General features: G+C 68.0%; 21 protein-coding genes. 14 read left to right on the top strand and 7 right to left on the bottom strand.

Annotation, left to right across the window (positions count from 1 at the left end; translation table 11 throughout):
- Positions 1–19 precede the first annotated feature (19 nt).
- Positions 20–1033, top strand: coding sequence for an ABC transporter substrate-binding protein (locus tag ACLJOO_RS18370; protein WP_410788382.1), 1014 nt, complete (start codon positions 20–22; stop codon positions 1031–1033).
- 300 nt (positions 1034–1333) lie between these two features.
- On the opposite strand, the gene ACLJOO_RS18365 is transcribed toward ACLJOO_RS18370, so the two are convergent.
- From ACLJOO_RS18365 to ACLJOO_RS18355, 3 genes are read right to left on the bottom strand one after another with little or no spacing between them, the layout of a single operon-like run.
- Entirely contained in the window at positions 1334–1885 is a 552-nt protein-coding gene (locus ACLJOO_RS18365; RefSeq protein WP_410788381.1) for a dihydrofolate reductase family protein, read from the bottom strand.
- 5 nt (positions 1886–1890) lie between these two features.
- Positions 1891–2313, bottom strand: coding sequence for a carboxymuconolactone decarboxylase family protein (locus tag ACLJOO_RS18360; RefSeq protein WP_410788380.1), 423 nt, complete (start codon positions 2311–2313; stop codon positions 1891–1893).
- A 20-nt stretch (positions 2314–2333) separates the two neighbouring features.
- Positions 2334–2936, bottom strand: a complete 603-nt coding sequence (locus ACLJOO_RS18355; RefSeq protein WP_410788379.1) for a hypothetical protein — start codon at positions 2934–2936, stop codon at positions 2334–2336.
- A gap of 225 nt (positions 2937–3161) precedes the next feature.
- On the opposite strand from ACLJOO_RS18355, the gene ACLJOO_RS18350 reads away from it, so the two are divergent.
- On the top strand, positions 3162–4091 hold the full coding sequence (locus tag ACLJOO_RS18350) for an endonuclease/exonuclease/phosphatase family protein (protein ID WP_410788690.1): 930 nt from the start codon (positions 3162–3164) through the stop codon (positions 4089–4091).
- Here ACLJOO_RS18350 and ACLJOO_RS18345 read toward each other — a convergent pair.
- The 3 genes from ACLJOO_RS18345 to ACLJOO_RS18335 are packed head-to-tail and all read right to left on the bottom strand — an operon-like array spanning position 4080 to position 6317.
- The gene (locus tag ACLJOO_RS18345) at positions 4080–4724 is read right to left on the bottom strand and encodes a response regulator (protein WP_410788378.1); all 645 of its coding nucleotides are present in this window, start codon (positions 4722–4724) and stop codon (positions 4080–4082) included. The two genes, ACLJOO_RS18350 and ACLJOO_RS18345, sit on opposite strands and share 12 nt — an antisense overlap.
- The gene (locus ACLJOO_RS18340) at positions 4717–5835 is read right to left on the bottom strand and encodes a sensor histidine kinase (protein WP_410788377.1); all 1119 of its coding nucleotides are present in this window, start codon (positions 5833–5835) and stop codon (positions 4717–4719) included. Before ACLJOO_RS18340 ends, ACLJOO_RS18345 begins: the two co-directional genes overlap by 8 nt.
- Positions 5832–6317 carry a hypothetical protein gene (locus tag ACLJOO_RS18335; protein WP_410788376.1) on the bottom strand — a complete coding sequence of 162 codons (486 nt, stop codon included), beginning with the start codon at positions 6315–6317 and terminating at the stop codon, positions 5832–5834. The genes ACLJOO_RS18340 and ACLJOO_RS18335 overlap by 4 nt, the downstream gene beginning before the upstream one ends.
- Positions 6318–6493: 176 nt before the next feature.
- Here ACLJOO_RS18335 and ACLJOO_RS18330 point away from each other — a divergent pair, with 176 nt between their 5' ends.
- From ACLJOO_RS18330 to ACLJOO_RS18290, 9 genes are all read left to right on the top strand, one after another.
- Positions 6494–8173 (top strand): sodium:solute symporter family protein, encoded by a 1680-nt coding sequence (locus ACLJOO_RS18330; protein ID WP_410788375.1) that lies wholly within the window; start codon positions 6494–6496, stop codon positions 8171–8173.
- A 14-nt stretch (positions 8174–8187) separates the two neighbouring features.
- The gene (locus ACLJOO_RS18325; protein ID WP_410788374.1) at positions 8188–8436 is read left to right on the top strand and encodes a hypothetical protein; all 249 of its coding nucleotides are present in this window, start codon (positions 8188–8190) and stop codon (positions 8434–8436) included.
- A 97-nt stretch (positions 8437–8533) separates the two neighbouring features.
- Positions 8534–9310: a phytanoyl-CoA dioxygenase family protein gene (locus tag ACLJOO_RS18320; protein ID WP_410788373.1), complete on the top strand. Its 777-nt coding sequence runs from the start codon at positions 8534–8536 to the stop codon at positions 9308–9310.
- Positions 9297–10187: a helix-turn-helix domain-containing protein gene (locus tag ACLJOO_RS18315; protein WP_410788372.1), complete on the top strand. Its 891-nt coding sequence runs from the start codon at positions 9297–9299 to the stop codon at positions 10185–10187. The genes ACLJOO_RS18320 and ACLJOO_RS18315 overlap by 14 nt, the downstream gene beginning before the upstream one ends.
- A gap of 138 nt (positions 10188–10325) precedes the next feature.
- A complete protein-coding gene (locus tag ACLJOO_RS18310) occupies positions 10326–11186 on the top strand; it encodes a S1 family peptidase (protein ID WP_410788371.1) in 861 nt (286 codons plus the stop codon).
- Between the two features lie 228 nt (positions 11187–11414).
- Positions 11415–13883, top strand: a complete 2469-nt coding sequence (gene leuS / locus ACLJOO_RS18305; RefSeq protein ID WP_410788689.1) for a leucine--tRNA ligase — start codon at positions 11415–11417, stop codon at positions 13881–13883.
- The gene (locus ACLJOO_RS18300; protein ID WP_410788370.1) at positions 13883–14287 is read left to right on the top strand and encodes a YjbQ family protein; all 405 of its coding nucleotides are present in this window, start codon (positions 13883–13885) and stop codon (positions 14285–14287) included. Before leuS ends, ACLJOO_RS18300 begins: the two co-directional genes overlap by 1 nt.
- 101 nt (positions 14288–14388) lie before the next feature.
- Positions 14389–14583, top strand: coding sequence for a hypothetical protein (locus tag ACLJOO_RS18295; RefSeq protein ID WP_410788369.1), 195 nt, complete (start codon positions 14389–14391; stop codon positions 14581–14583).
- A 170-nt stretch (positions 14584–14753) separates the two neighbouring features.
- Positions 14754–17357 (top strand): ATP-binding protein, encoded by a 2604-nt coding sequence (locus tag ACLJOO_RS18290; RefSeq protein WP_410788368.1) that lies wholly within the window; start codon positions 14754–14756, stop codon positions 17355–17357.
- 627 nt (positions 17358–17984) lie between these two features.
- Here ACLJOO_RS18290 and ACLJOO_RS18285 read toward each other — a convergent pair.
- Entirely contained in the window at positions 17985–18503 is a 519-nt protein-coding gene (locus tag ACLJOO_RS18285) for a pyridoxamine 5'-phosphate oxidase family protein (protein ID WP_410788367.1), read from the bottom strand.
- A gap of 220 nt (positions 18504–18723) precedes the next feature.
- Here ACLJOO_RS18285 and ACLJOO_RS18280 point away from each other — a divergent pair, with 220 nt between their 5' ends.
- The 3 genes from ACLJOO_RS18280 to ACLJOO_RS18270 all read left to right on the top strand — a co-directional run bounded on the left by ACLJOO_RS18280 (position 18724) and on the right by ACLJOO_RS18270 (position 24627).
- Positions 18724–19566 carry a DegV family protein gene (locus ACLJOO_RS18280; RefSeq protein WP_410788366.1) on the top strand — a complete coding sequence of 281 codons (843 nt, stop codon included), beginning with the start codon at positions 18724–18726 and terminating at the stop codon, positions 19564–19566.
- Positions 19567–20375: 809 nt separating this feature from the next.
- A complete protein-coding gene (locus ACLJOO_RS18275) occupies positions 20376–21836 on the top strand; it encodes a helix-hairpin-helix domain-containing protein (protein ID WP_410788365.1) in 1461 nt (486 codons plus the stop codon).
- A 604-nt stretch (positions 21837–22440) separates the two neighbouring features.
- A complete protein-coding gene (locus ACLJOO_RS18270) occupies positions 22441–24627 on the top strand; it encodes a ComEC/Rec2 family competence protein (protein WP_410788364.1) in 2187 nt (728 codons plus the stop codon).
- Positions 24628–24638: the final 11 nt, after the last annotated feature.

The following is a 24638-nucleotide window of genomic DNA, read 5'->3' as shown; positions in this document are numbered from 1 at the left end:
TGTTGTAGGGTCAGCGGTTGTGAAGAGAGCGATCGGGATCGTGGTGGCGGCGGCTGTGCTGGTGCTGGCCGGGTGTGGTGGCGGGGACACCAAGAGTGCGGACGCCGGCGTCGGTGACAAGGAAGTGGCGACCGGCGGGCGGCTGTTCAAGACCGCCGACGCGGAGACCGCGAAACTCGGCTCGGACGCCGCGCCGGGGGCGTTCCCGCGGACGGTGAAGCACGCGCTCGGCTCGACCGACATCCCGGCGAAGCCGTCGCGGGTCGTCGTCCTGGACAGCGGCGAGCTGGACGACGTACTGGCGCTGGGCATCACCCCGGTCGGGATGGCGACGACGGCGGGGCAGAGCGGCGTACCGTCGTACCTCGTCGACAAGGCGCAGGGGATCAAGACCGTCGGCGGGATCAGCGAGCTGAACCTCGAGGCGATCGCGGCGCTCAAGCCGGACCTCATCCTCGGCAGCAAGCTGCGGGCCAACGACCTGTACAAGCAGCTGAGCGCGATCGCGCCGACGGTGTTCAGCATCCGGCCCGGGTTCCCGTGGAAGGAGAACTTCCTGCTGGTCGCGGACTCGGTCGGTGAGGAGACCAAGGCGACCGGGATCCTGAACGACTACCAGAAGCGTGCGGACGAGGTGAAGTCGAAGGTGCAGGGTACGCCGACGATCTCGCTGGTCCGGTTCCGACCGGGGGAGATCCGGCTGTACGGCAACCTGTCGTTCATCGGCGTCATCCTGAAGGACATCGGCCTGCCGCGCCCGAAGATCCAGGACGTGCAGGACCTCGCCGTCGAGGTCTCCCAGGAGAACATCGGCCAGGCCGTCGGCGACTGGATCTTCTACTCCAGCTACGGCAAGCCCGACACCACCGACGAGAACAAGGTTGTCAACGGCAACCTCTGGAAGTCCCTGCCCGCCGTCAAGGCCGGCAAGTCGGCCCGCGTCGACGACGAGGTCTGGTTCCTCGGCCTCGGCCCGATCGGCGCAATGGACGTCCTGACCGACCTCGAGAAACTCCTCGGCCCGAAGGGCTAGCAGGCGCTGGGATGACCGGTGCTGTGACCGCTGGTAAGTACACCCACGTCCGCCAACCCTCCAACAACTAGACACCAACCCATGGCCGCCCCAGCCGCAGGCGTGGGGTGTGCGGACGAGCGGGTGTGGTTGTTTGCGGAACAAATGTTGCACCTGGTGGCAGAAATGTTCCGCAGTACAGGACTGGATCGCACCGGAACAGGCGATGGGGGCTGGCGACCAGCTATTGCTTGTTCCCGGACCCCGCCGGATGCCGCACGCGTGGGCTGAATCCCTCGAGAAAGTGCTCGGCCCGAAGGGCTAGTTCGTCACCTGGTAGTGGAGGTGGACGAAGCCGCTGGTGAAGCGGCGCTCGGCTGTGAGTTCCAAGCCGGCGGTGAGACCGTCGGGGAGGGCTCGCGTGCCGCCGCCGACGATGTGCGGGACGAGGAACAGGTGGATCTCGTCGACCAGGCCGGCAAGCAGGGCCTGGCCGGCGAGGTTCGCGCCGCCGATCGAGATGGCGGTCTCGGAGGATTGTTTGAGGTCGGCCACCTCGGCGGGGATGAAGTCGCGTTCCAGGCTGGTGCGGGCGGTGGTGACCGCGGGCAGGGTGCGGGAGTAGACGATCTTGTCGGCGGCTCGCCAGATCTCGGCGTAGTCGCGGCTCACCGGTGCCAGGTCGTCGGCGGTCTCCCAGTACGCCATCGTGGCGTACATCCGGCTGCCGTACAGGTAGGTGCCGTTCGGACGCTCGAGGTCGTTGACGTAGGCGTGCACCTCCGCGTCCGGCGCGGCCCAGTCGAAGGACCCGTCGGCATCGGCGATGTACCCGTCGAGCGAGGCGATGGCTGAGTAGACGAGGTGTGCCATGGAGCTCATCCTTCCGTGACCGGCAGCAGGTTGCGTTCGGCGAAGATCTTCTTGGCGACCGTGATCGCGTTGATCGCGCGCGGGAAACCGGCGTACCCGGCGGTGTGGATGAAGGTCTCCACGATCTCTGCCGGGGTGAGGCCGACGTTGAGGGAGGTCTTGATGTGCACCTCCAGTTCGGGTTCGCAGCCGCCGAGCGTGGCCAGGATCCCGAGGGTGACGAGCTGGCGTTGCCGGGGAGCCAGCGCCGGCCGGGAGTAGAGGTCACCGAAGCCGAATGCCACGATGTGATGCGCGAGTGCCGGGGCGATGTCCCCGAGGCTGTCCATCACGGCAGGTGCGCCGCCGCCGTCGATACCGCTGAGAACCTCCAGCCCACGCTGGTACCGCGCCTGCTCTTCCGCACTACTGATGTCAGGAGCCGTCATGTCCCGACGGTAACCGGCGATCAGTCCTCGACGCGGCCGCGGTTGGTGACCTGGATGTGCGGGGCACGTTGGGCGATCGCCGTGACCAAGTCGTCGTACGGGAGGGAGCGGGCGAGGATCTCGTGGCTGCCGGGCCACGGGCAGGACGGGCCCCAGGCCTTGGTACTGCGGGGCAGTGCGTCCTCGTCGACGAGCATGACGACCAGCCGCGGCTCCCACGTCTCTTCACTGTCCTGGCGTTCGAGCCGGCAGACGCCGCGGACCTCGCCCCACGGGATCGTGCGCGGTTGCTCACCGCCGAGGTAGATGCCGGCGTCGTCCACGGTCAGCAGTACGTCGTCGGCGTCGTCCTCGCGGCGCTCCTCCAGCGCGGTGATCGCACCGACCACGAGCAGGATCGGCAGCCCGACCGCGAAGATCAGCGGCGTACCGCCCCAGCTCAGCCACACCGCCTCGAGCGGTTCCCGGATCGACGCGCCCCGGATCGCCTGCACCACGACGATCGCGAGCGTCAGCGTCACCATCAGGCCGAACACCACGGTGCCGAGCGTGAGCGCGGTCTTCGTCGTACCGAGCCCGTGGCGCTTGACGACGAACGGCTCGGTGATCTGCGCTGACGGCATACGGGCATTGTGCGGTGCGGTCACCCGAAGGCACCAGAGCTCTCATGCATTCCTCATCATTCCGGTGCCGGGCGATCGTCCGTACGGATGAAATCGCCGTACCTGACCGTGCACGGACTTTGGTCCGGCCCGGCCGTCCGCAACAATCGCTGCATGCCGGACCGCCAGACAGCTGTCGCCACTCGTAAACCGCCGCCGCCGCGCACCAGCGCGCGGCGGAGGAAGATGGGTGGCATGTGGCGACGTGGCCGGGTGATCGCGGTGCTGGCGATCCTGTCGGCGCTGCCGCTGGTGTTCCACCGTTACGTTCCGAACTCGGTCGGCAACCTGGGCAGTCTGCTCGACACCTTCCTGCCCTGGGTCGGCCTCGCCGTACCGGTCCTCGGTGTCGCTGCTCTCGTACGGCGGTCCGCGACGGCCGGTGTCGCGCTGCTGGTGCCCGCGCTCGTGTGGGGCCTTATGTTCGGCGACCTGCTCGTTCCGGGTAAGGGCGGTGGGGGAGCGTACGACCTGCGCGTGCTGACACACAACGTCGACGCCGCCAACCCGGACCCGGAGAAGACCGCGCAGGACCTGATCGCGGCCGACGCGGACGTGATGGCGCTCGAGGAGCTCACCTCGTCGGACCTGAAGATCTACAAGGCCGCTTTCGCCAAGTTGTATCCGTACCAGGTGTCCCGCGACACCGTCGCCCTCTGGTCGAAGTACCCGGTCGTCGAGACCAAGTCCGTCGACGTCGGCTTCAAATGGACCCGGGCGCTCCGCGCGGAGGTCAGCACGCCGGAGGGCAAGGTCGCCGTGTACGTCGCGCACCTCGCCTCGGTCCGCGTCGGCACCAGCGGCTTCACGTCGGACCAGCGCAACGACACCATCAAGGCGCTCGGTCGGCAAATCGCCGACGAGAAGCTCGTGGGCGTGATCGTGATGGGCGACTTCAACGGTACGGCGAACGATCGCAGTCTCGCTCCGCTGACAGCCGGCCTCCGCTCGGCGCAGGGCGCGGCCGGCACCGGCTTCGGGTTCACCTGGCCGGCGAAGTTCCCGATGGCGCGGATCGACCACATCCTGGTGCGCGGCGTGACCCCGACCAAGGCCTGGGTGATGAGCTCGACCGGCAGCGACCACCGCCCGGTCGTCGCCGAGCTACGAATCTGACGCGATCCCTTTGCGGTAGGCGTAGCGGACCGCCTCCGCGCGGTGCCGGGCGCCGATCTTCGCGAACGTGTTGTTGATATGCGTCTTCACGGTCGCCTCGCTGATGAACAGCTGACCGGCGATCTCCGGGTTGCTCAGGCCCTGCGCGATCAACCGCAGTACCTCGGTCTCCCGCGCGGTCAGTCCGTCGCTGCCGGGATCGGCCGACGGCGTCAGGCCGACAACCAACCGTTTGGTTACCTCGGGGTCGAACGTCGACTGCCCGGCGGCGGTCGACCGTAGTGCGGCGCCGATCTCGGCGCGGCCGGCGTCCTTGGTGAGATAGCCGCGCGCCCCGGCCCGGAGTGCGTTCGCGATCGAGGCGTCGTCGGCGTACGTGGTCAGCACGAGTACGGCGACTTTCGGGAAGTCGGCCGTGATCCGCGCGGTCGCCTGCGTCCCGTCCAGGACCGGCATCCGCAGGTCCATGAGCACTACGTCCACGTTGCCCTGGGCAACCAGGTCGACGGCTTCGACACCGTTCGCGGCCGCGCCGGTCACCTCGACGCCGTCGATCAGCCCGAGTAGAGCGACCAGTCCTTCTCGCACGACCTGCTGGTCGTCCGCCACGACCACTCGGATTGGGTCAGTCAACCTCTGCCACCACCAACCAGTCGTCGCCGTCCGCACCTGCCGTCAATGTCCCACCCACCAGAGCCAGCCGCTCCCGCATGCCAGCCAGCCCGAACCCCTCACCACTGGTGGCACCTTTGTTCCGTACAGACACCCGTACGCCGTCGTCGTAGACAAGCCGCATGTCAACAATCTGACCAGGTGCATGTTTCGCAGCATTCGTCAGCGCCTCGCGGGCGGCACCGAGCAGTGCAACCGTCACACCCGAGTCGAGTTTCCGCTGACCAGTGACAGTGAGCCGCACAGCAGTGCCGTGGTCCTTCTCGTGCTGCCCCGCGAGGTCAGCAAGCGCTGCAGGGAGCTCAGACACCTCATCTGCCCGGAGAGCAGCTACAGCGTTCCGCGCCTCAGTCAGCCCCTGTACGGCGAGCCGGCGCGAGCGACGTACCCGCTCCAGAGCACCGGCCGTGTCACCACGCTCCTCCAGCAGCGCCTCGGCTACCTCGAGCTGAACGCTCAGAGCGCCCAGCGAATGCGCCAGTACGTCGTGCAGGTCCCGAGCGATCCGCCCGCGCTCCTCCAGCGTGGCCGCGCGGGCGTGCTCCCTCTGCGCCAGCCGGGTCTGCTCCAGCAACTGCTCGGTCTGCCGCGCTTGCACCTCGTACTGGCGCCGGTTCAACCCGAAGGCGGTCAGTGCGGCGGTCCAGAGCAGCTGGGAGAAGTACCAGGTGTCCGGCTGCCCGAACCACCACGCCGACCCGGCGTACGCCGCCGCGACACCGATGCTGACAGCAACGATCGGCCGGTTGCCGCGCCGCCCGAAGTCGATCACGGCGATGTCGGTGATCGCGACCAGTACCAGGACGAGGGCGTTCGACTGCGGGTAGCCCGCGATCAGCGCGTTGCTGACCGCGACGGTGGCTAGCAGTGCTAGCGAGACGTACGGGCGTGCCGTCATCAGCACCGAGCCGACCACGAAGAGGGCGAAGGTCACACCGAGCACGACCCAGACCCAAGCGGATGCGGGCCGCGCGGTGGCCAGAACGGCGATCGCGACACCCGTGGTGAGCACCCGGCCGACCCAGCCGCTCTCACCGTGCGGACGGGGCGGCAGCAGCGCCTTCAGCTTCACTGGTTGGTGTACTCCTCGGCCATCTGGCTCGCCTTGCTCTGGATGATCAGCGACTGGGTCAACAGGTTCGCACCCAGCGAGACCATCAGCGCGCCGCCGCCGGCGACCGAGGCGCCGAGCAGGTGGCCGAGTCCCGCGAGCCCGAGCCGGACGACCAGGTAGGCCACCATGATGCCGAGCCCGGGCATCCCGAGCCGGAAGAACACCTTCCCGGCGCGCCGCTCGACCTGCGCGACCCGGCCCGTGCCGACACCGGCGACGAGTGCGACGGCGGTGCCGACGACGAGCAGTGCGACGTCGACGACGCCGAGGCCGGTGTGCCGGTCGTACAGCTGGTAGACCCCGACCCCCATCAGCACGAGCGGGCCGCGCCACACGTCGGTGTCGGAGTTCTCCAGCTCGGACCAGGACAGCCGTCGGGCGATCACCGCCACCACGACGGCGACCACGACGAGTGCGTTGGGCAACGTTCCGAAGCTCATGTCACGGACGGTAGGTCTGCCCGGTCTTTCCAGGGGACCGACCACGGGTGGAGATCCGGGTGGAGACCGGTCGTCGGCCGGGTCGCCGTCCGCTTGGTTGAAAGTAGGAGTAACGTTCCTGAGCGGTAACAACACGATCTGTCACCCTCAGCCGATTGAGGCGGTCCGGAGGCCCGATGCTTGCCCAACAATCCATCCTCAGACTGGATGCCACGGCGATCGACTACATCATCATCGCCCTGTACTTCGTCTTCGTGCTCGGCATCGGGTACCTGGCCAGACGCGCGGTGTCGAACAGCCTGGACTTCTTCCTGTCCGGCCGGTCGCTGCCGGCCTGGGTCACCGGCCTGGCGTTCATCTCGGCCAACCTGGGCGCGATCGAGATCATGGGCATGTCGGCGAACGGCGCGCAGTACGGCATGCCGACCGTGCACTACTTCTGGATCGGCGCGATCCCGGCGATGCTGTTCCTCGGCGTCGTGATGATGCCGTTCTACTACGGCTCGAAGGTCCGCAGCGTGCCGGAGTTCATGCTGCGCCGGTTCGGCAAGCCCGCGCACCTGGTGAACGCGATCAGCTTCGCCCTGGCGCAGGTGCTGATCGCGGGCGTGAACCTGTTCCTGCTCGCGACCATCGTGAACGTGCTGCTCGGCTGGCCGATCTGGGTGTCGGTGATCGTCGCCGCCGTGATCGTGCTCAGCTACATCACGCTCGGCGGGCTGTCGGCCGCGATCTACAACGAGGTGCTGCAGTTCTTCGTGATCGTCGCCGCGCTGCTGCCGCTGACCCTGGTCGGGCTGCACAAGGTCGGCGGCTGGCAGGGCCTGGTCGACAAGGTGACCGCGTCTCCGGGCGGAAGCGAGCAGATGTCGGCCTGGCCCGGCAACGCGCTCAGCGGCTTCGGCAACAGCTTCCTGTCGGTGATCGGCATCGTGTTCGGCCTCGGCTTCGTGCTCTCGTTCGGCTACTGGACGACGAACTTCGTCGAGGTGCAGCGCGCGATGGCGTCGAAGAACATGTCGGCGGCCCGGCGGACCCCGATCATCGGGTCGTTCCCGAAGATGTTCGTGCCGTTCATCGTGATCATCCCCGGCATCATCGCCGCGGTCATCGTGCCGGAGCTGGCCCAGTTCAAGGCCACCGGCAGCGGCGAGGTCGACTACAACGACGCGATCCTGCTGCTGATGCGGGACCTGCTGCCGAACGGCATGCTCGGCCTCGCGATCACCGGTCTGCTGGCGTCGTTCATGGCCGGTATGGCGGCCAACCTCAGCTCGTTCAACACCGTGATGTCGTACGACATCATCGAGCGCTACGTCATCAAGGACCGGCCGGACGACTTCTACCTGCGGACCGGCCGGTGGGCGACCGTGGCGGGCACGCTGATCGCGATCGGCACGGCCGCGATCGCCTCCGGCTACAGCAACCTGATGGACTACCTGCAGCAGCTGTTCTCGTTCTTCAACGCGCCGCTGTTCGCCACGTTCATCCTCGGTATGTTCTGGAAGCGGATGACCGCCGCGGCGGGCTGGATCGGCCTGGTCAGCGGTACGGCGACCGCGATCCTGGTCTTCGTCCTGTCCGAGACCGGTGTCATCAACCTGCCCGGTCAGGGCGCGAGCTTCGTCGGCGCCGGCGCGGCCTTCGTGGTCGACATCCTGATCAGCGTCCTGGTGAGCACGATGACCCGGCCCAAGGAGGAGTCCGAACTGGTCGGCCTGGTGTACTCGCTGACGCCGAAGGAACAGCGCACCGAGGTGACGCTCCGCGGTGACCACGGGTGGTACCGCAAGCCGGTCCTGCTGGCCGGCATCTCTCTGGCGATGACCATCGTCCTGAACATCGTCTTCGGCTGATTGAGGAGCTTGTGATGGCGGAGAAGAAGAAGGCCGGGGCGTTCGACATCCGGATCGTGATCGCCACCCTGGTCGGGATCTACGGCGTGGTCCTGACCGTTCTCGGCATCGTCGAGAAGCAGGCCGAGATCGACAAGGCCGCCGGGATCAACATCAACCTCTGGGGCGGCATCGGGATGCTGGTGTTCACCGCCGTGTTCGTGCTGTGGGCCCGGCTGCGGCCGATCGCCGTACCGATCGACTCGAAACCGGCCGACGAGTAGGCATGTCCGTTTGACGAACATCGGCGTCCGGTCGGGTCCTCCCGTCCGGGCGCCGGCGTTCGTAGTCTCGAAGTACCCGATCAGGAGGAATTTCGAGATGACGATCACGTCTGAGAAACCGGAGCTGGCCACGGTTGCGCAGCAGTACGCCGCCGAGGGCTTCGTGCTGGTGAAAGACCTGCTCAGCAAGGAAGAAGCAGCGCACTACCGGCAGCGCAGCCACGACCTGCTGGCGCAGCTGAACCGGAGCGACGACCCGACCTGGGGCGCCGCCCGGGACATGACCGAGGCGCCGACGAAGCTGCAGCACCTGCACGACGCGCAGTTCTACGACGCCGAGTTCTCGAAGCTCCTGGTGGACCCGCGGTTCGCCGACGTGGCCGCCGCGGTGATGGGTGTGGACAACGTGCAGCTGCACCACACCAAGCTGTTCGTGAAGCCGCCGGAGAACGGTTCGCCGTTCCCGCTGCACCAGGACCACCCGTTCTTCCCGCACACCTACCACCGGGTCGGTGCGGCGATCTTCCACTTCGACGACGCACCTGTCGAGAAGGGTTGCGTCCGGGTGATTCCGGGCAGCCACAAGGAGGGACCGCGGGAGCACAGCCCGGAGGGGTCGTACCACCTGCTCGAGCCGTCGTTCGACGCGGCGACGCCGCAGCCGGCCGAGGCGGGCGACGTACTGTTCTTCACCTACCTGACCGTGCACGGCTCCGGGGTGAACACGAGTGACGAGGCGCGCACCACCTGGCTGATCCAGTACCGCGACCCGTCGGACCCGCCGACCGTCAAGACGCACGAGTGGTCGCTCGGTCAGGGCATGATGCTGCGCGGAGTCGACCCGACCGGTAGGGGTGCTGTTGACGCTGGCTGACGTCGCCGCGGCGGAGCGGTTCGTCGACCTCGCGGGACTGCTGGAGTCCTGCGAGGTCGACGGCTTCCGCGCGGACTTCCTCAGCTGGGGCCACTACCGGCCGGAGTACTGGCGCAACTACTGGCACAGCCACTCGTTCCACGAGGTCTGCCTCGCCTACTCCGGCGAGGGCCGCTTCAACAACGGTACGACGCAGTACGACGTCGTACCGGGCTCCGTCTTCCTGGCCCGCCCCGGCGACGTCCACGAAATCGAGTCGTCGCGGGTGGCGCCGCTGGGAATCGCCTTCTGGGGCTTCACCTTCCGTCCCGGGTCGGACGAACGAGGGTGGTGGTCCGGGCTGACCCGCACTGATGGCCCCGTCATGTCCACAAGAACAGGTGCGTTGCCGGCACTGATCACGGGCTTGGCTGCTGAGGCGGCTGCACCGGTGTCTGGTTACAGCACTGTGCTGGGCGCTCTGGGCGCGACTCTGGTGATGGAGACCGCTCGCGCGTTCGCACTGGACGAGGACCTCGCGGTGGAGCCCGTCAGACGTGATCGGGGACCTCTGGTGGTGGAGGCGATGCAGCGGCACCTGCGCGACAACCTGTCCCGGCCGATCACCGTCCGGGACGTGGCTGCTGTCGTACACATGTCAGAGCGGCACGCCGAGCGCCTGTTCACGCAGCAGACAGGTGCCTCGATCATGTCGACGCTCCGCCGCCTCCGGCTCGAGCTGTCCGCACAGCTGCTTCTGGACCACAGCATGTCCATCACCGAGGTAGCACGCGCCTGCGGGTACTCCGACGTACGTCCGTTCTCTACAGCGTTCAAACGCAAATACGGTCGGACACCTGGAGACCACCGTCGCGCCGGCGGTACCGAATTCGTCTAGAACGACACCTGCTCGGTGGAGTCGATGCGGATCTGCCCGGTCGGACGGTTACAGAGGGTAGTCAAACGAACTCTGGACAGCGCGCTGAGTCATTGCTCCAATGCATTCAGGTATTTCGCCGGACCCCTGGAGGGGCATATGAGGCATCGATTCAGTCGCATCATCGGCATCTGTGCGCTGGCTCTCGGACTGGCCGTATCGCCGGCGTTGTCCGCCAGTGCGATCACCGGCGGACAGCCCGACGGCAACGCGCATCCCAACGTCGGTCTGATCCTGTTCTACCAACCTGACGGACGGTTCCGGTGTACGGCGACACTCGTCTCGCCGACCGTGCTCGTGACCGCGGCCCACTGCACGCTGGGCACGCTCGGCAAGACCCTGGTGACGTTCGACTCGGTGATCGCCGAGCAGCCGCCGTCGCCGTTCCCGGTCGCCGCCGACCCGGCGAAGGGCTACACCCAGGCAGAGCTCGAAAAGGCCGGCTACAAGTCCGGTACGGCGTACGCGCATCCGAAGTACTCCGACTTCACCGACCTGAGCAACTGGAACGACGTCGGCGTCATCGTGCTCGACCGGCCGGTCACGAACATCGCTCCGGCCAAGATCGCGCCCGCCAACTACCTGAACGCGTACCAGCAGCCCAAGCTGAACAGCACGATCTTCCGCTCCGTCGGCTACGGCACGGAGGTTCGTAAGGCCGACTCCGGTCCGCAGAAGCCGACCCCGATGTCGTACCCGTTGCTGCGTCGCTGGGCCGACGAGCCCGGCCAGAAGCTCACCCCGCAGATCCTGCAGGTGAACGGCAACGAGAACGACAACCGCGGCACCGGCGGCACCTGCTTCGGTGACTCCGGCGGTCCGACGTTCCACGGTGGCTACCAGGTGACCGTGACCAGCTACGGCTATACGCAGAACTGCAGGTACCTCGACGGACTGCAGCGGATCGACATCAAGGTCGTCCAGGACTGGCTGAAGACGTTCGGCGTACCGGTCGGCTGACAGCACCCGGTGCCGCGGCTGTCTCGGACTGTCGCGGCACCGGTGCTAAACTGGTCCTATGCGAGTGAGCCTGCTCCTTAGTTAGCCGTGCTGGCATCCAGGCGCTGAAGCGCCGGTCAGTGCGGCGTCCCCTCCTGTGTGAGGGGCTTTTTTATGTCCAGGGGTGCCTTCTGGCACATTTAGGCTCAACAAACACACGAAGTATGGAGTAGGACCGTGAGCGAGCAGGTGGAGGACGCCCAGATCGACAGGGGCGGCTACGACTTCAACGCCATGCAGGCCAAGTGGCGTCCGGTGTGGGAGAAGCTGGATCCCTTCAAGGCGAAGGACGACGGCTCGGCCGAGCGTCGCTACGCGCTCACGATGTTCTCCTACCCGTCCGGCGACCTGCACATGGGTCACGCCGAGGTGTTCGCGCTGCACGACGTCCTGGCGCGCTACTGGTTCCAGCAGGGGTACGACGTGCTGAACCCGATCGGCTGGGACTCGTTCGGTCTGCCGGCGGAGAACGCCGCGATCAAGCGCAACGAGCACCCCGCGACGTACACCTACGCGAACATCGAGACGCAGGCCGAGTCGATCCGCCGCTACGCGCTGAGCTTCGACTGGTCGCGCCGGCTGCACACGTCCGACCCGGAGTACTACCGCTGGACGCAGTGGCTGTTCCTGCGGCTGTACGAGCGCGGTCTGGCGTACCGCAAGGCGTCGTACGTCAACTGGTGCCCGAACGACCAGACCGTGCTGGCCAACGAGCAGGTCGTCCAGGGGCGGTGCGAGCGCTGTGGCTGGGAGGTCACCAAGCGGGAGCTGACCCAGTGGTACTTCAAGACCACTGACTACGCCCAGCGGCTGCTGGACGACATGGAGCTGCTGCAGTGGCCGGAAGAGATCCTGCTGATGCAGCGCAACTGGATCGGCCGCTCCGAGGGCGCGTTCGCGAACTTCGAGGTCGAGGGTCGCGACGAGCCGATCAAGGTCTTCACCACCCGTCCGGACACGCTGTTCGGCGCCACCTTCATGGTTGTCGCGCCGGACGCGAAGCTGGCCGCCGAGCTGGTCACGCCCGAGCATCAGGAGGCCTTCGACACCTACCTGGCGAAGGTCAAGGGCGAGACCGAGATCGAGCGGCAGAGCACCGAGCGTGAGAAGACCGGTGTCTTCCTGGGCTCGTACGCGATCAACCCGGTGACCGGCCGGCGGATCCCGATCTGGGCGGCCGACTACGTGCTGGCCGACTACGGCACCGGCGCGATCATGGCGGTCCCCGGCCAGGACACGCGGGACTGGGAGTTCGCGGAGAAGTTCGACCTGCCGATCGTCCGCACCGTGCAGCCTGCCGCCGACTTCGACGGCAAGGCGTACACCGGTGACGGTCCGGCGATCAACAGCGCGAACGACGAGATCAGCCTGGACGGTCTGGAGGTCGCCGAGGCCAAGTCGCGGATCATCGACTGGCTGGAGAGCAAGAGCCTGGGCGAGCGGACGATCAACTACCGTCTGCGTGACTGGCTGCTGAGCCGCCAGCGGTACTGGGGCTGCCCGATCCCGATCATCCACTGCCCGTCCTGCGGCGAGGTCCCGGTGCCCGACGACCAGCTGCCGATGGAGCTGCCCGACCTGCGCGGCGCCGACCTGCAGCCGAAGGGCGTGTCGCCGCTGGCGGCGGCTCGCGAGTGGGTCGAGGTCGACTGCCCGAAGTGCGGTGGCAAGGCCGAGCGCGACACCGACACGATGGACACGTTCGTCGACTCGTCCTGGTACTTCCTGCGCTATCTGTCGCCGGAGTACACCGACGGTCCGTTCGACCAGGCCACGGCCGAGCGGTGGATGTCGGTGTACCAGTACGTCGGCGGCAAGGAGCACGCCGTACTGCATCTCCTGTACGCGCGGTTCTTCGTCAAGGCGCTGCACGACATGGGCCTGCTGAACGTCGTGGAGCCGTTCACCCGGCTGCTGAACCAGGGCCAGGTAATCAACCAGGGCAAGTCGATGAGCAAGTCGCTGGGCAACGGCGTGAACCTGGGCGACCAGATCGACGAGTTCGGTGTCGACGCGGTCCGGCTGACCATGGTGTTCGCCGGTCCGCCGGCCGACGACATCGACTGGGCCGACATGTCCCCAGGCGGCTCGCTCAAGTTCCTGCAGCGGGCCTGGCGGCTGGCCGGAGCGGTCGAGTCGCCGGTCGGCTCGGACCCTGCGACCGGTGACGTCGAGCTGCGCAAGCTGACCCACCGGACGGTGGCGGACGCGGCCGAGCTGATCGACTCGCACCGGTTCAACGTCATGGTCGCCCGGATCATGGAGCTGGTGAACGCGACCCGGAAGGCGATCGACTCCGGTCCCGGTGCCGCCGACCCGGCGGTGCGCGAGGCGGTCGAGGCGGTGGCGGTCGTGCTGAGCCTGGTCGCGCCGTACACGGCCGAGGAGATGTGGGAGGAGCTGGGCCACGAGCCGACCGTCGCCAAGGCCGGCTGGCCGAAGGTCGACCCGGCGCTGCTGGTCCAGGACTCGGTGACCTGCGTGGTGCAGATCGCCGGCAAGGTGAAGGACCGGCTGGAGGTCGCGCCGGACATCTCCGACGCCGACCTGGAGCAGCTGGCGCTGGCGTCCGAGGCGATCCAGAAGGCGCTGGACGGCCGCGGTACCCGCAAGGTGATCGTGCGGGCGCCCAAGCTGGTCAACATCGTCCCCGCCTGATGGACTCGGTCGTCCTGGACCTGAACACCGGTGCTCGTGAGGTCGTCGTCGACCTCACGAGCCGGTGTGAGCAGTTCGTCTCCGGTCGCGGTGACGGCCTGCTGCACGTGTTCGTGCCGCACGCGACCGCCGGTGTCGCGATCCTCGAGACCGGCGCCGGCAGCGACCTCGACCTGATGGCGGTGCTCGAGGACCTGCTGCCGCGGGACTTCGAGTGGCAGCACCGGCACGGCTCGCCCGGACATGGTCGCGACCACGTGCTGCCGGCACTGATTCCGCCGTACGCGACCGTGCCGGTGCTGAGGGGCCGGCTCACGCTCGGCACCTGGCAATCGATCTGTCTGGTCGACACCAATCGCGACAATCCCGACCGGCACGTCCGGCTGTCCTTCCTGGCCGGTTAGTGGACTACGGGGTAACAAGCATTTCCGGGATTTTGGTGACTTATCGTGATGTTGCCGATCGCGTTACGTTTGCGAAACACGGTTCCGCTTGAATTGTCGCCATGGCTGCCCTTGACACGCTGCGCGACGTCACTGCCGAGCTCCTGGTTCGCGCCACCCGCGGCATTTCCGACGGCAGCCTGCTGAATGCCGACTCCGGCCGCGCGGATACCCGTGCCCGGATCGACGACTGGACCGGCATCCTTTCTCTGTACGCCGCCGAAAATGAATCCCGCTCGGTTCGCGCGACTGCTTGAAACGTGCATTTCTGAGTTCGCAATGATTTCTCCAGGTCGTCAAACCCGTTGCCACAGTCAACGAATTGTGTGACCCAGGCCGCATCCCGCACGCCGATCACCTCCGGCAAGTTCCGCTCCGTCACGCTATGTTGTGTCAGGAACGTGAGGCCTAAGAGGGGTGACGGGCTGTGTCGGACACGGATGGCCGGGCGGACGGTCGGCGGGGATTCGCCGATCTGTTGCTCGACTTGAGGGTCCAGGCCGGCCTCTCCCAGGAGGAGCTGGCCGACCGGGCAGGGTTGAGTGTCCGGTCGATCCGCGAGATGGAGGCCGGCCGGGTCGCGCGCCCGCGCAAGGACTCCGTCCGCCTGCTCGCCTCGGCGCTCGGTCTGCGGCCCGACGACACCGATCACTTCCTCGCGGCCGCGGGGCATGGCTCGGTGCGTCCCGTCGTACGGGCAGTGGCGCCGTCGCCGCCGGTCGTCTCGGTCGCGGACGCCGTACCGACCGGTCTGCGCTGGCGTGGCACCCGCCCGATCCCGGACGGTCTGGTCGGTCGCGAGCAGGAGCTGTTCGAGCTCGAGTCGCTGCTGCGGCAGAACCGGCTGGTCACGCTCGTCGGCCCCGGCGGCGTCGGCAAGACCGAGCTGGCGCTCGCCGCGGCCGACCGCTTCTCCGGCGCCGACACGACCGTCGTGGTCGTCGACCTCACCACCGTCCAGCGCGATGCCGCCGTACCGTCGGCGATCCTGGACGCCTTCGGCACAGCCCCGGGTACGTCGGACCTCGACGACGTACTGTCCGGACGCCGACCCGGTGACCTGGTGATCGTCGAGGACAACGCCGAGCACGTTCTCGACGGTGTCGCGACGGTCGCCAACCGGATGGTCCGCAGCTTCCCAGGAATCGGTGTGCTCGTCACGTCCCGGATCCCGCTCGGCCTGCCGGACGAGGTCGTACGTCGGGTGCAGGTGCTCGGCGTACCGGCGAACGACGAGGACTTCGAGGCGATCGCGGCGTCGCCGGCGGTCGAGATGTTCTGCCGCCGCGTCGCGCGGGTGCGGCCGGGCTTCACGCTGAGCCCTTCGAATGCCTCGACTGTGGCGCGGCTGTGCAGGCGACTGGACGGTCTGCCGCTCGCGCTCGAGCTCGCGGCCGCGCGGGCCGGGTCGCTGTCGGTGGAGGCGATTCTCGCTGCGCTCGACGACCGGTTCCGGCTGTTGTCCGGGCCGCGGCGGTTCGGTGCGCCGCATCAGCGGACGCTGGCCGACACGATCGCGTGGAGCGTCGACGCGCTCTCGGACCCGGCGCGGCAGCTGCTGTACCGGACCTCCGTGCTCGGTTCACCGTTCACACTCGAGGCCGTCGCGGGTGTCTGCACGGGCACTCCGATCGACGAGAGCGACGTACCGATGCTGCTCGCCGAGCTGGTGGAGAAGTCGCTGCTGCAGCCGGTGCACGAGTTCGAGCAGTTGTACGGCGCGCGGTACAAGCTGCTGGAGACGATCCGGGAGCACGCGTACGCCGGGCTGTCGTCACAGGGCCACGACCTCACCGAGTTCCGGAACCGGGCGGTCGAGTGGTGTACGACGTACGTCTCGGGGCTGGAGGGCGCGTGGTCGTCACCGGACCGCGATCGGCGGTACCGGGCGGCGCATGCGAACTCGGCGCTCTTCGAGGTGGCGCTGGCGCGCGCGGGCGAGCTGGGGGAGTGGGACGTCGCGGCGCGGATCGTGCTCGGCTTCCGGATTGCGTGGCAGTACCAGGCGAGCGTCGCCGAGAGCGGAATCCGGTGGGCGACGCTGTGCGCCGAGAACGTGTCCGACAAGGAGACGAGCGGGCGGCTGCTCGCCATCGCGGGCCGGCTGTCCAGTCTGACCGGTGACATCCGTGGTGCGCGTCGGCACTACGAGGAGGCACGTACGCGGATCCCGGGTGAGACAGAGATGGGCCTGGTCGCTCGCGGCGGCTGGGTGTCGTCCGGGTCGCACCTGCTCGATACGCAGAGTCTGGCCGAGATCCCTGCGCTGGTAGATGACGCTCGCAAGCATGGCGACGTACAGCGGTCTGCCACCGTGCAGGCGACCTGCGGGCTGGCGCTGCTGCGGTGGGGTCGTTTGGTGGAGGCCAAGGAGCTCCTGCTTGCGTGGGAGGGCGCACTGGTCAATCCGGGCGTCTACCCGGACGAGATCGCGTACATGGCACTCAGCCGCGTCGACCTGGAGCTGGGGAACCTGTCCGGCGCCCGTCACTGGGCACAGCTCGCCCGCGACAGCCAGGCGTCGGACGACCCGGAACGCACCAAGGTCGCCGGATGTCTAGCGATGGTGGAGTACCACGACGGCCGGTACGACGAGGCGCGGGCACTGCTCGACCAGGCCGACGCCGATATCCGCGGGCACCGTGGGTACTTCGACTACCTGGTGATGCTCTACCGGTCTCGGCTGGCTCGTGCCGCCGGTGAGGCCGAGCAGGCGCGCGTGACGATCCTGGACGCGCTGAACCGGCTGCTGCTCGAAGGGCGGGTCGTCTACCTGCTCGAAGTACTGCCGGAAGCTGTGGCGGTGCTGCACGCACTGGGGCGCTCGGACGCGGGAGACGCCGTGTGCGGCCAGCTGCTGGCGTGGCAGCGGTCGATGGACCCGCCGATGCTGCCGACCGCGTGGGCGGTCCTGCAGGAGTCCTGCGAGAGCGCATCGGTCGCGGACGGGTGGCCGGAGCCGGACCCATCGGCCGCCGTACAGCGGCTGGCCAACGACGTACTCGCTGCGCTTTCTTCCCCGCTTTCATGACGCGGATCTGCTGAAGCTGCCGGGTAACTGCCGGTTGTTCTGCCTCGTCCTGACATACCTGTCCGGCCAAGAATTACAGCCGTAGGGCAGGTTCCACGAAGCAGAGACCGACACCGGTCACGGGCAGCGAAAGGGGTGGTGAACCATGAAGAGGCCATGGCGAACCGCTCAGCTGCCTCGCCCGGAGAAGGCGACGCGGAGGGCCTCCGGTGGCTGGTTGGTGGGGGCGCCGACCGGCGGCCGAGAGCTCCGGAGTGCTGCGGAGTGCGGATCTGTCCTGCCTGTACCGGGCGCGGTGCACCGTCAGGGCACTGCTTCCGGGGCGGGGTCCCAGCACAGGGTCAGGCACACGACACAGGGGACGAGTGTCACGACTCGGCTGGCGCGGGTACCGGTGGGTTTGGTCACCCACCGGCCGGCCGGCCGCTGGGACCTCCCGGGACCTCGACGAGCTCGCGGTCAGGCCGGTTCTCACGGAACCGGATACGGGGAGTAGCTCGCCGAGGCCCACCAACTTCGGCTGACAACCAGGGGGAGTCAGCACGACGAGCCGGGCTGGTGACGCACAGGGGACGTCAGCAGCACGGCACAACCAAAGCGAGGTGAAGGCCCCGGGAGGGGTGGCCTTCACCTCGCTGGTTTTTCCAGCACGGCTGACTTGTCGAACGCGTAGCCGACCATCCACGAGGGCTGGAGGCGGCAGTAGACGATGTCGTCCCCCCAGCTCGACGGCGAGCTGCCGTAGTGGCTGGTGAGGTGCTCCTCGATCTCGGCGAACTCCGGGTGATCCGCGGTCAGGAACTCGACGTTCCCGTGGCTGAACACCCCGATCCGCTCGCCGTCGACGTACGAAATGCTCGCCGCCGGCCGCTTCTTCAGGTGCCGCGCCTTCGCCGCCGACCCGGACGTCGTGAACACCCACCGCGCGTGCAGGAAGTGCCCGTCCACCGCGCTGATCCGCGGCTCACCTCGCGCGGTCACGGTGGCCAGGTTCAGCGTGCACATCCCGGTCAGAACCTGCACCAGCTCGTTTGAGTCCAGCCGTCGCGGCGCCGTGATGATGTTGCGCAGATGCTCGGTCGACCGCTCGTACGCCGCGTCGAGAAGCTCCTGTAGCTGTGTGACTTCGGTCGCTGTCTCCTTCATCTTCTGGAGTCTGGCACTGCTCCCGGACATTGAGGGAGTGTCTCCCGGTCCCACACCTACTGCGCGGCACTCGGCACGGCACCTCGCCGCACGTGAGCAAAGGCCACGATGCTCCGCATCGAGACCTTCGCTCCCGCGCGCCGATGCACCGCACCGAGCACCTGCTCGCGACGGTGTGGGACCGGGAGACACGCCCTAAACTGTCCGGTAACCTCGCTGCATGGCAGCCCGCGTGCAGGTCGTCACCGACTCCACGGCCGGTCTGTCCACGCACGAGCTGCTCCACCACCCGCTGACCGTCGTACCGCTCCAGGTCGTGATCGGCGGGACGTCGTACGACGACGGCGCCACCTCGGCGGACGCGGTCGCGGAGGCGCTGAAGACCTTCACACCGGTCTCGACCAGCCGACCGGCACCGCAGACCTTCGCCGAGACGTACTTGGAGTGCGCCAAGGACGGTGTCGAGGCAATCGTGTCGATCCACCTGTCCGGCGACATGTCCGGCACGTTCGAGGCCGCGATGATCGGCGCCAAGGACTCCCCGATCCCGGTCCACGTGGTCGACTCCCGCTCGCTCGGCATGGGCCTCGGTTTCCCCGTCCTCGCCGCGGCCGCCGCAGCCGCCGCCGGCGAGGACGCCATCACGGTCGAAGCCGCCGCCCGCGCCCGGATGAAGTCCATCTCGTCGTACTTCTACGTCGACACCCTCGAATACCTCCGCCGCGGCGGCCGCATCGGCGCCGCCCAGGCCCTCCTCGGTACGGCGCTGGCGGTCAAACCACTGCTCACCATCAGCGGCGGCCGGATCGTCCCCCTCGAAAAGGTCCGCACCTCCAGCCGAGCCATCGCCCGCCTGGCCGACATCGCCGTCCAACGCGCCGGCGACACCCCCGTCCAGATCGCCGTCCACCACCTGTCCAACCTCGAAAAAGCTCAAACCCTGGCCGACGACCTCGCCACCCGCCTCCCCAACGCCGAAGAAATAGTCCTCCGAGAAGTAGGCGCCGTAATAGGAGCCCACGTAGGTCCCGGCCTCCTAGCCGTAGTAGTAAGCCCCCACTAAATCCCCGGCCCCGCCAGACCCCCCGGCCCGCAAGCTCCCGCCCGCGAGCGCCCGGCCGCACCAGCGCCCGCCCCGCCAACCGCCCACCTGCGCGCGATGACACACCCCGCCCCGCGCCCCGCGAACAGGCACCGGTGCCACAAGACACGCAATTCCCTGTCCACCGCCCCCACGGGATGTCTGCACCCCCAAGAGCCGGCCAACGCCACCGCGCTCGCCCGGCGACCGACCCCTTCGCCTAGCGGCGCCACGTCCACGCGCACGCGTCCCACCCGGACCGGGCACGCCGCGGGCACCGGAAGTTCATCGAGTCGTGGGTTTCGGCGCCCAAACGCAGCCTCGATCCACGACTCGCCGTTCCGGGACCGACCAAACGCCACGACTCGGCGTGATGCAGGTCGGCGTACACCATGTATCAGTCCTCCGACCGAGTAGCGTCCGGAGCCGTACAACAACCTGCCGGTCGCCGCCCGGGGCAGGACACAACCCCGCACCTTGCGCACGAGGCCGGATAACCCCTCGTGTTGGGGGTTGTCCCCTCGCATACAAGGGGAGAACCCCCAACACGCGGGGTTATCCGTGCGTATGACTGATCGGTGAGTGGCGGCCCCGGGAGCCGGGAACGGAGGGCTGGGGAGGATTGCTTCCCGCAACGGGCAGGGAATCCTCCCCACTCACTTCCGGCCGGCACCGCGCCACGGCATCCGTTCAGACGCCGCCGGGAGTCATGACGCGCGAAAGAGCTGCTACTTCCTGTTCACCGCCCCCACGGGGTGTCTCCCCTCCCATGAGCCGGCCGTTGCCGCCGCGTGCGACCGGCGACCGAGGCCCTCACGTGGGCGGCCGATCCTTCGTTCTCGGCGCGAACAGGCGGTTTCTCCACAGTTTTCAAGTCGCGGGTCCACCCGGGCCCTGAACTCGTACCTTCTTTGGGCGTGAAGGTCTTCCGCCGCACCCCACCCCTCGACCCGGCCGCCCGAGCCCGAGCCCTCGCCCGCCTCACCCCCCGCCTCCCACATCACCCCCACCCAACCGCTCCCCACCTTCACACCCCGTACGCCGACCAAACCCCAGCCGACCGGACCACTACCGAACAAACCCCCACCGGGCAGACAACCGCCGTCGAGCCGACCCTTGGCGGGTGGACCCCCGCCGAGCCAACCTCCACTGGGCAAACCCCCGCTGAGCAGACCCCTTACAGGCAGACCCCTGCCGCGCAGACGGCCGCGGTCGGGCCGATCGCTGGCGGGTGGATCCCGGCCGAGCGAACCTCGCCTGCGCGAACCCTCGCCGGGCACACCCCCGCCGGCGAGGAGGTGGCCGCCGAGCGGAGCGGCGGAGGGCAGACATCTGCCGAGCGGACCGCTCACATCGGCGGCCCGGGCGGTGCGCCCGCCACGGCTGATCGCGGCGTACATCCCAGCGGCAGGCAGCCGAGCGACAAGCAGCGCCGAGACGAATACCCGGAGGAGCGTGATGAGGTGCGAGGCGGATGGACTCCCGAACAACCCCGACCCGACCGACTACGCGATGCCCGCTGGACCCTCACTCCACGCCACATCGCAGTCCTGGCCGTAGTACTCATCCTCGGCCTGACCTGGGCCGCCTGGACTTTCCTCCGAGCCCGCCCCGAACCCCTCCCCGACACTCGCCCAACCACTGCAATCACAGGCTCCGCAGTAGCCCAACCGACCCCCACCCAACCCGGCCCCGCCTCAACGCAAACCCAACCCGCCGCCAACCAAACCCCAGGCGCCAGCTCAACCTCGGGCGCCAACCAAACCCCAGGCACCAACCAGACGCCCGGCAACGGGACCTCCTCCGGTCAACCGCCGGTCGTGGTACACGTCGCAGGAAAGGTACGCCGCCCCGGCCTCATCCGCGCCCCAGCAGGTTCTCGCGTAGCCGACGTACTCACCCTCGCCGGCGGCCCACTCCGAGGCGTAGACCTCACCACCCTCAACCTCGCCCGCCAAGTAACCGACGGCGAACAAATCATCGTCGGCACAACCACCCAATCCCCACAAACGAACCAAACACCGCCGACCAGCGGCCCCAGCCCATCCTCAGCCCCAAACGCCCCCGTCAACCTCAACACCGCCACCCTCGACCAACTCGACGCACTCCCCGGCGTAGGCCCCGTCCTAGCCCAACGAATCCTCGACTACCGCACCCAGAACGGCCCCTTCACCACCATCGACCAACTCCAGGAGGTCCCCGGCGTAGGCCCCAAAAAGTTCGACTCCCTAAAACCCCATGTCCGCACCTAACCCCGCCAACCACCCACGCTCGAACCACCCACCCGCACCAACCTCCGCACCAAGCCCCGCGCCAACTCCCGCGTCTGTTCGATGGCCTGCTCTCGCACTCGAAGGGGCTGCTGAGTCGGCAACCGGCGAGGCTGCTGAACCCAGCTCTGCGGAGGCGGAGGAGGATGAGCGGCTCGATGCGCGGCTGCTCATTCCGGCGGCTGTGGGTTGGCTGGCTGCGGTGGTGCTGCTCGGTCAGTCGCCAATCGTCGGCTGGATCGTCGCCGGGCTCGCAATGACACTCGCCGCGACAATGGCTGTGACGCTCGGGCTGATCCTCCGGCGGCCGAACCGCGGTCCTAAAACTGCAACAGTCCGGCAGGCCAGCGGCCGGGTGATCCTGAGCCGTCGGTGGCCGAGCCGGACATCCTCAACCGGCAGCTCGGCGACTGGTTCGGCGACTGGTTCGGCGACTGACGCGGGGAATGACGCGGCGACTGATGCGGCGACCGATCGGGCGACTGGTTCGGTGATCGGTTCGGTGGCTGGCGGGGTGCGTCGTTGGGTGCCTCGGTGGGCGGCTGACCGGGCGGTTGGTTGGGCCGTTGTTGGTTCGTTGGTGGTTGTGGGTGGGCTGGCGGTCGCCGCCGGGCTGCACACCGCGGCCCTCCGGGCTGGACCCGTGCAGGAGCTCGCGGCTCGTTCGGCGACGGTCACCGTTCGGCTCAAGATTGACGGGGATCCGTCGCTCCGGCAAAGCACAACCAGCAGACGCCCGCCGTACGTGGTGGTCAGAGCGACCATCGAAGAGATCCGCAGCCGCGTCGGCTCCGAGCATGCGATCCGGGAACGGGTGCGTACGCCGGTGCTGCTGGTCGGGACTGCGAAGTGGGAGCACGTCAGGTACGGCCAACATGTCGACGCGAGTGGGAGGCTCGAGCAAGTCGAAGGCGGCGCCGAGGTAGCCGCAATGCTCTCGACCCGGTCGCCGCCGCGGGTTGTCGACGAGCCGCCGTGGTGGCTGCGTGCCGCCGAACGGGTCCGGGCAGGACTGCGAGATGCCGTGGCAGGTGAGCCCGAGGACGTCCGTGGGCTCGTGCCTGCGCTCGTCATGGGCGACGTCTCGGGCGTGTCGGCAGACCTGAACGCGGACTTCCAAACCACGGGCTTGACCCATCTGTCCGCTGTATCCGGGACGAACCTGACGCTCCTGCTCGCGTTCCTCCTCCCGCTGGCGCGCCTCATCGGCGTGCGGGCGCGCGGGCTGACCGTGGTTGGGCTGTTGACGGTCGTCGTATTCATCGTCCTGGCCAGACCACAGCCGAGCGTCCTTCGGGCTGCCGCGATGGGACTGGTCGCGTTGGCGGCGATGACCAGCGGAGGAGGGCGGCGCCGCGCCGTACGCAGTCTGTCGGTCGCTGTGATCGTGTTGCTGCTACTGGACACGTCGCTCGCGCGCTCGGCCGGGTTCGCGCTGTCGGTGCTCGCGACTGCGGGCATCATCCTGCTCGGACCAGGTTGGCGGGATGCGTTGGCGAAGTGGATGCCTGGCTGGCTGGCCGACGCGATCTCGTGCCCGCTTGCCGCGCAGCTTGCCTGTACGCCGGTCGTCGCGTGGCTGTCTGGCGAAGTATCGCTGATCGCGGTCGCGGCCAACCTGTTGGCGGGACCAATGGTCGGCCCAGCCACGATCCTCGGCTTCGTTGCGGCCGGAGTCGCCCTGGTGAGCAGTCAACTGGCGCAAGTCGTCGGCTGGGCGGCCGGATGGCCAGCGCGCTGGATCATCCTGGTTGCTCGCGAAGGTGCGGACCTTCCGGGCGCCGCCAATGCGTGGCCGGCGACCGTGGTCGGTGTCGCCGTACTGACGGTGCTCTGCCTGGCGCTCGTACTGGGTCTGCACCGCATCCTGGCTCGCCCGATAGCGATGATCCTGGCGGTGGTCCTGCTCGCGGTCGTCGTACTGCGTCCTGTGGGATCGCTCGGCTGGCCGCCTGACGACTGGCTGTTCGTCGCGTGCGACGTCGGGCAGGGGGACGGTCTGGTGTTGCGGGCGGGTGACCGTACGGCGGTTGTTGTCGACACCGGGCCGGATCCGGCGGCGATGGATCGGTGTCTGAAGGACCTGGACATCGAGTACGTCCCGGTCGTCGTGCTGAGTCACTTCCATGCGGATCATGTCGGCGGGTTGGCCGGCGTACTGAACGATCGGCGGGTGGAGGAGATCGAGGTGACGCCGTACTTCTCGCCGCGGGCTGAGTACGACCGGGTGGTTGAGCTGGCGTCGCGGCACGGGGTGACTGTGCGTACGGTCGGGTTCCGGGAGCAGCGGGTTGTGGGGAAGGTGCGGTGGACGACGCTGTGGCCGGCAAAGGTGCCGGCTTTGCCTGCGCCGGGTACGTCGTCGGCGACGTCCACGGATGAAGGGTCGCCGGAGAACAACGCCAGCATCGCGATGATGGTCGAGCTCGACGGCCTTCGGATCCTGCTCACCGGCGACCTGGAGCCTGAGTCGCAGCGCGCTGTCGTGGCGACGGGTGCGGACCTGCGGGCGGATGTGTTGAAGGTCCCGCACCATGGTTCGGCTCAGCAGGATCCTGGGTTCATCGCTGCTGCGAACGCGCGGTTGGCGCTCATCTCAGCCGGGCGGGACAACGACTACGGGCACCCGGCGCCGAGAACACTGGACCTCCTGTCCCACAACGCGACCCGGACAGCCACCACCAACGTCAGCGGCTCTCTCGTCGTCACCAATACCAACAACCACCTCGCCCTGACCACCCACTCACACCTACAGGAAGGAGTTGGAAGGTGAGGCCTTGACCG

The sequence above is a fragment of the Kribbella sp. C-35 genome, assembly GCF_046549195.1.
Lineage (GTDB): Bacteria > Actinomycetota > Actinomycetes > Propionibacteriales > Kribbellaceae > Kribbella.
This window is presented reverse-complemented; position numbering and strand designations above follow the sequence as displayed.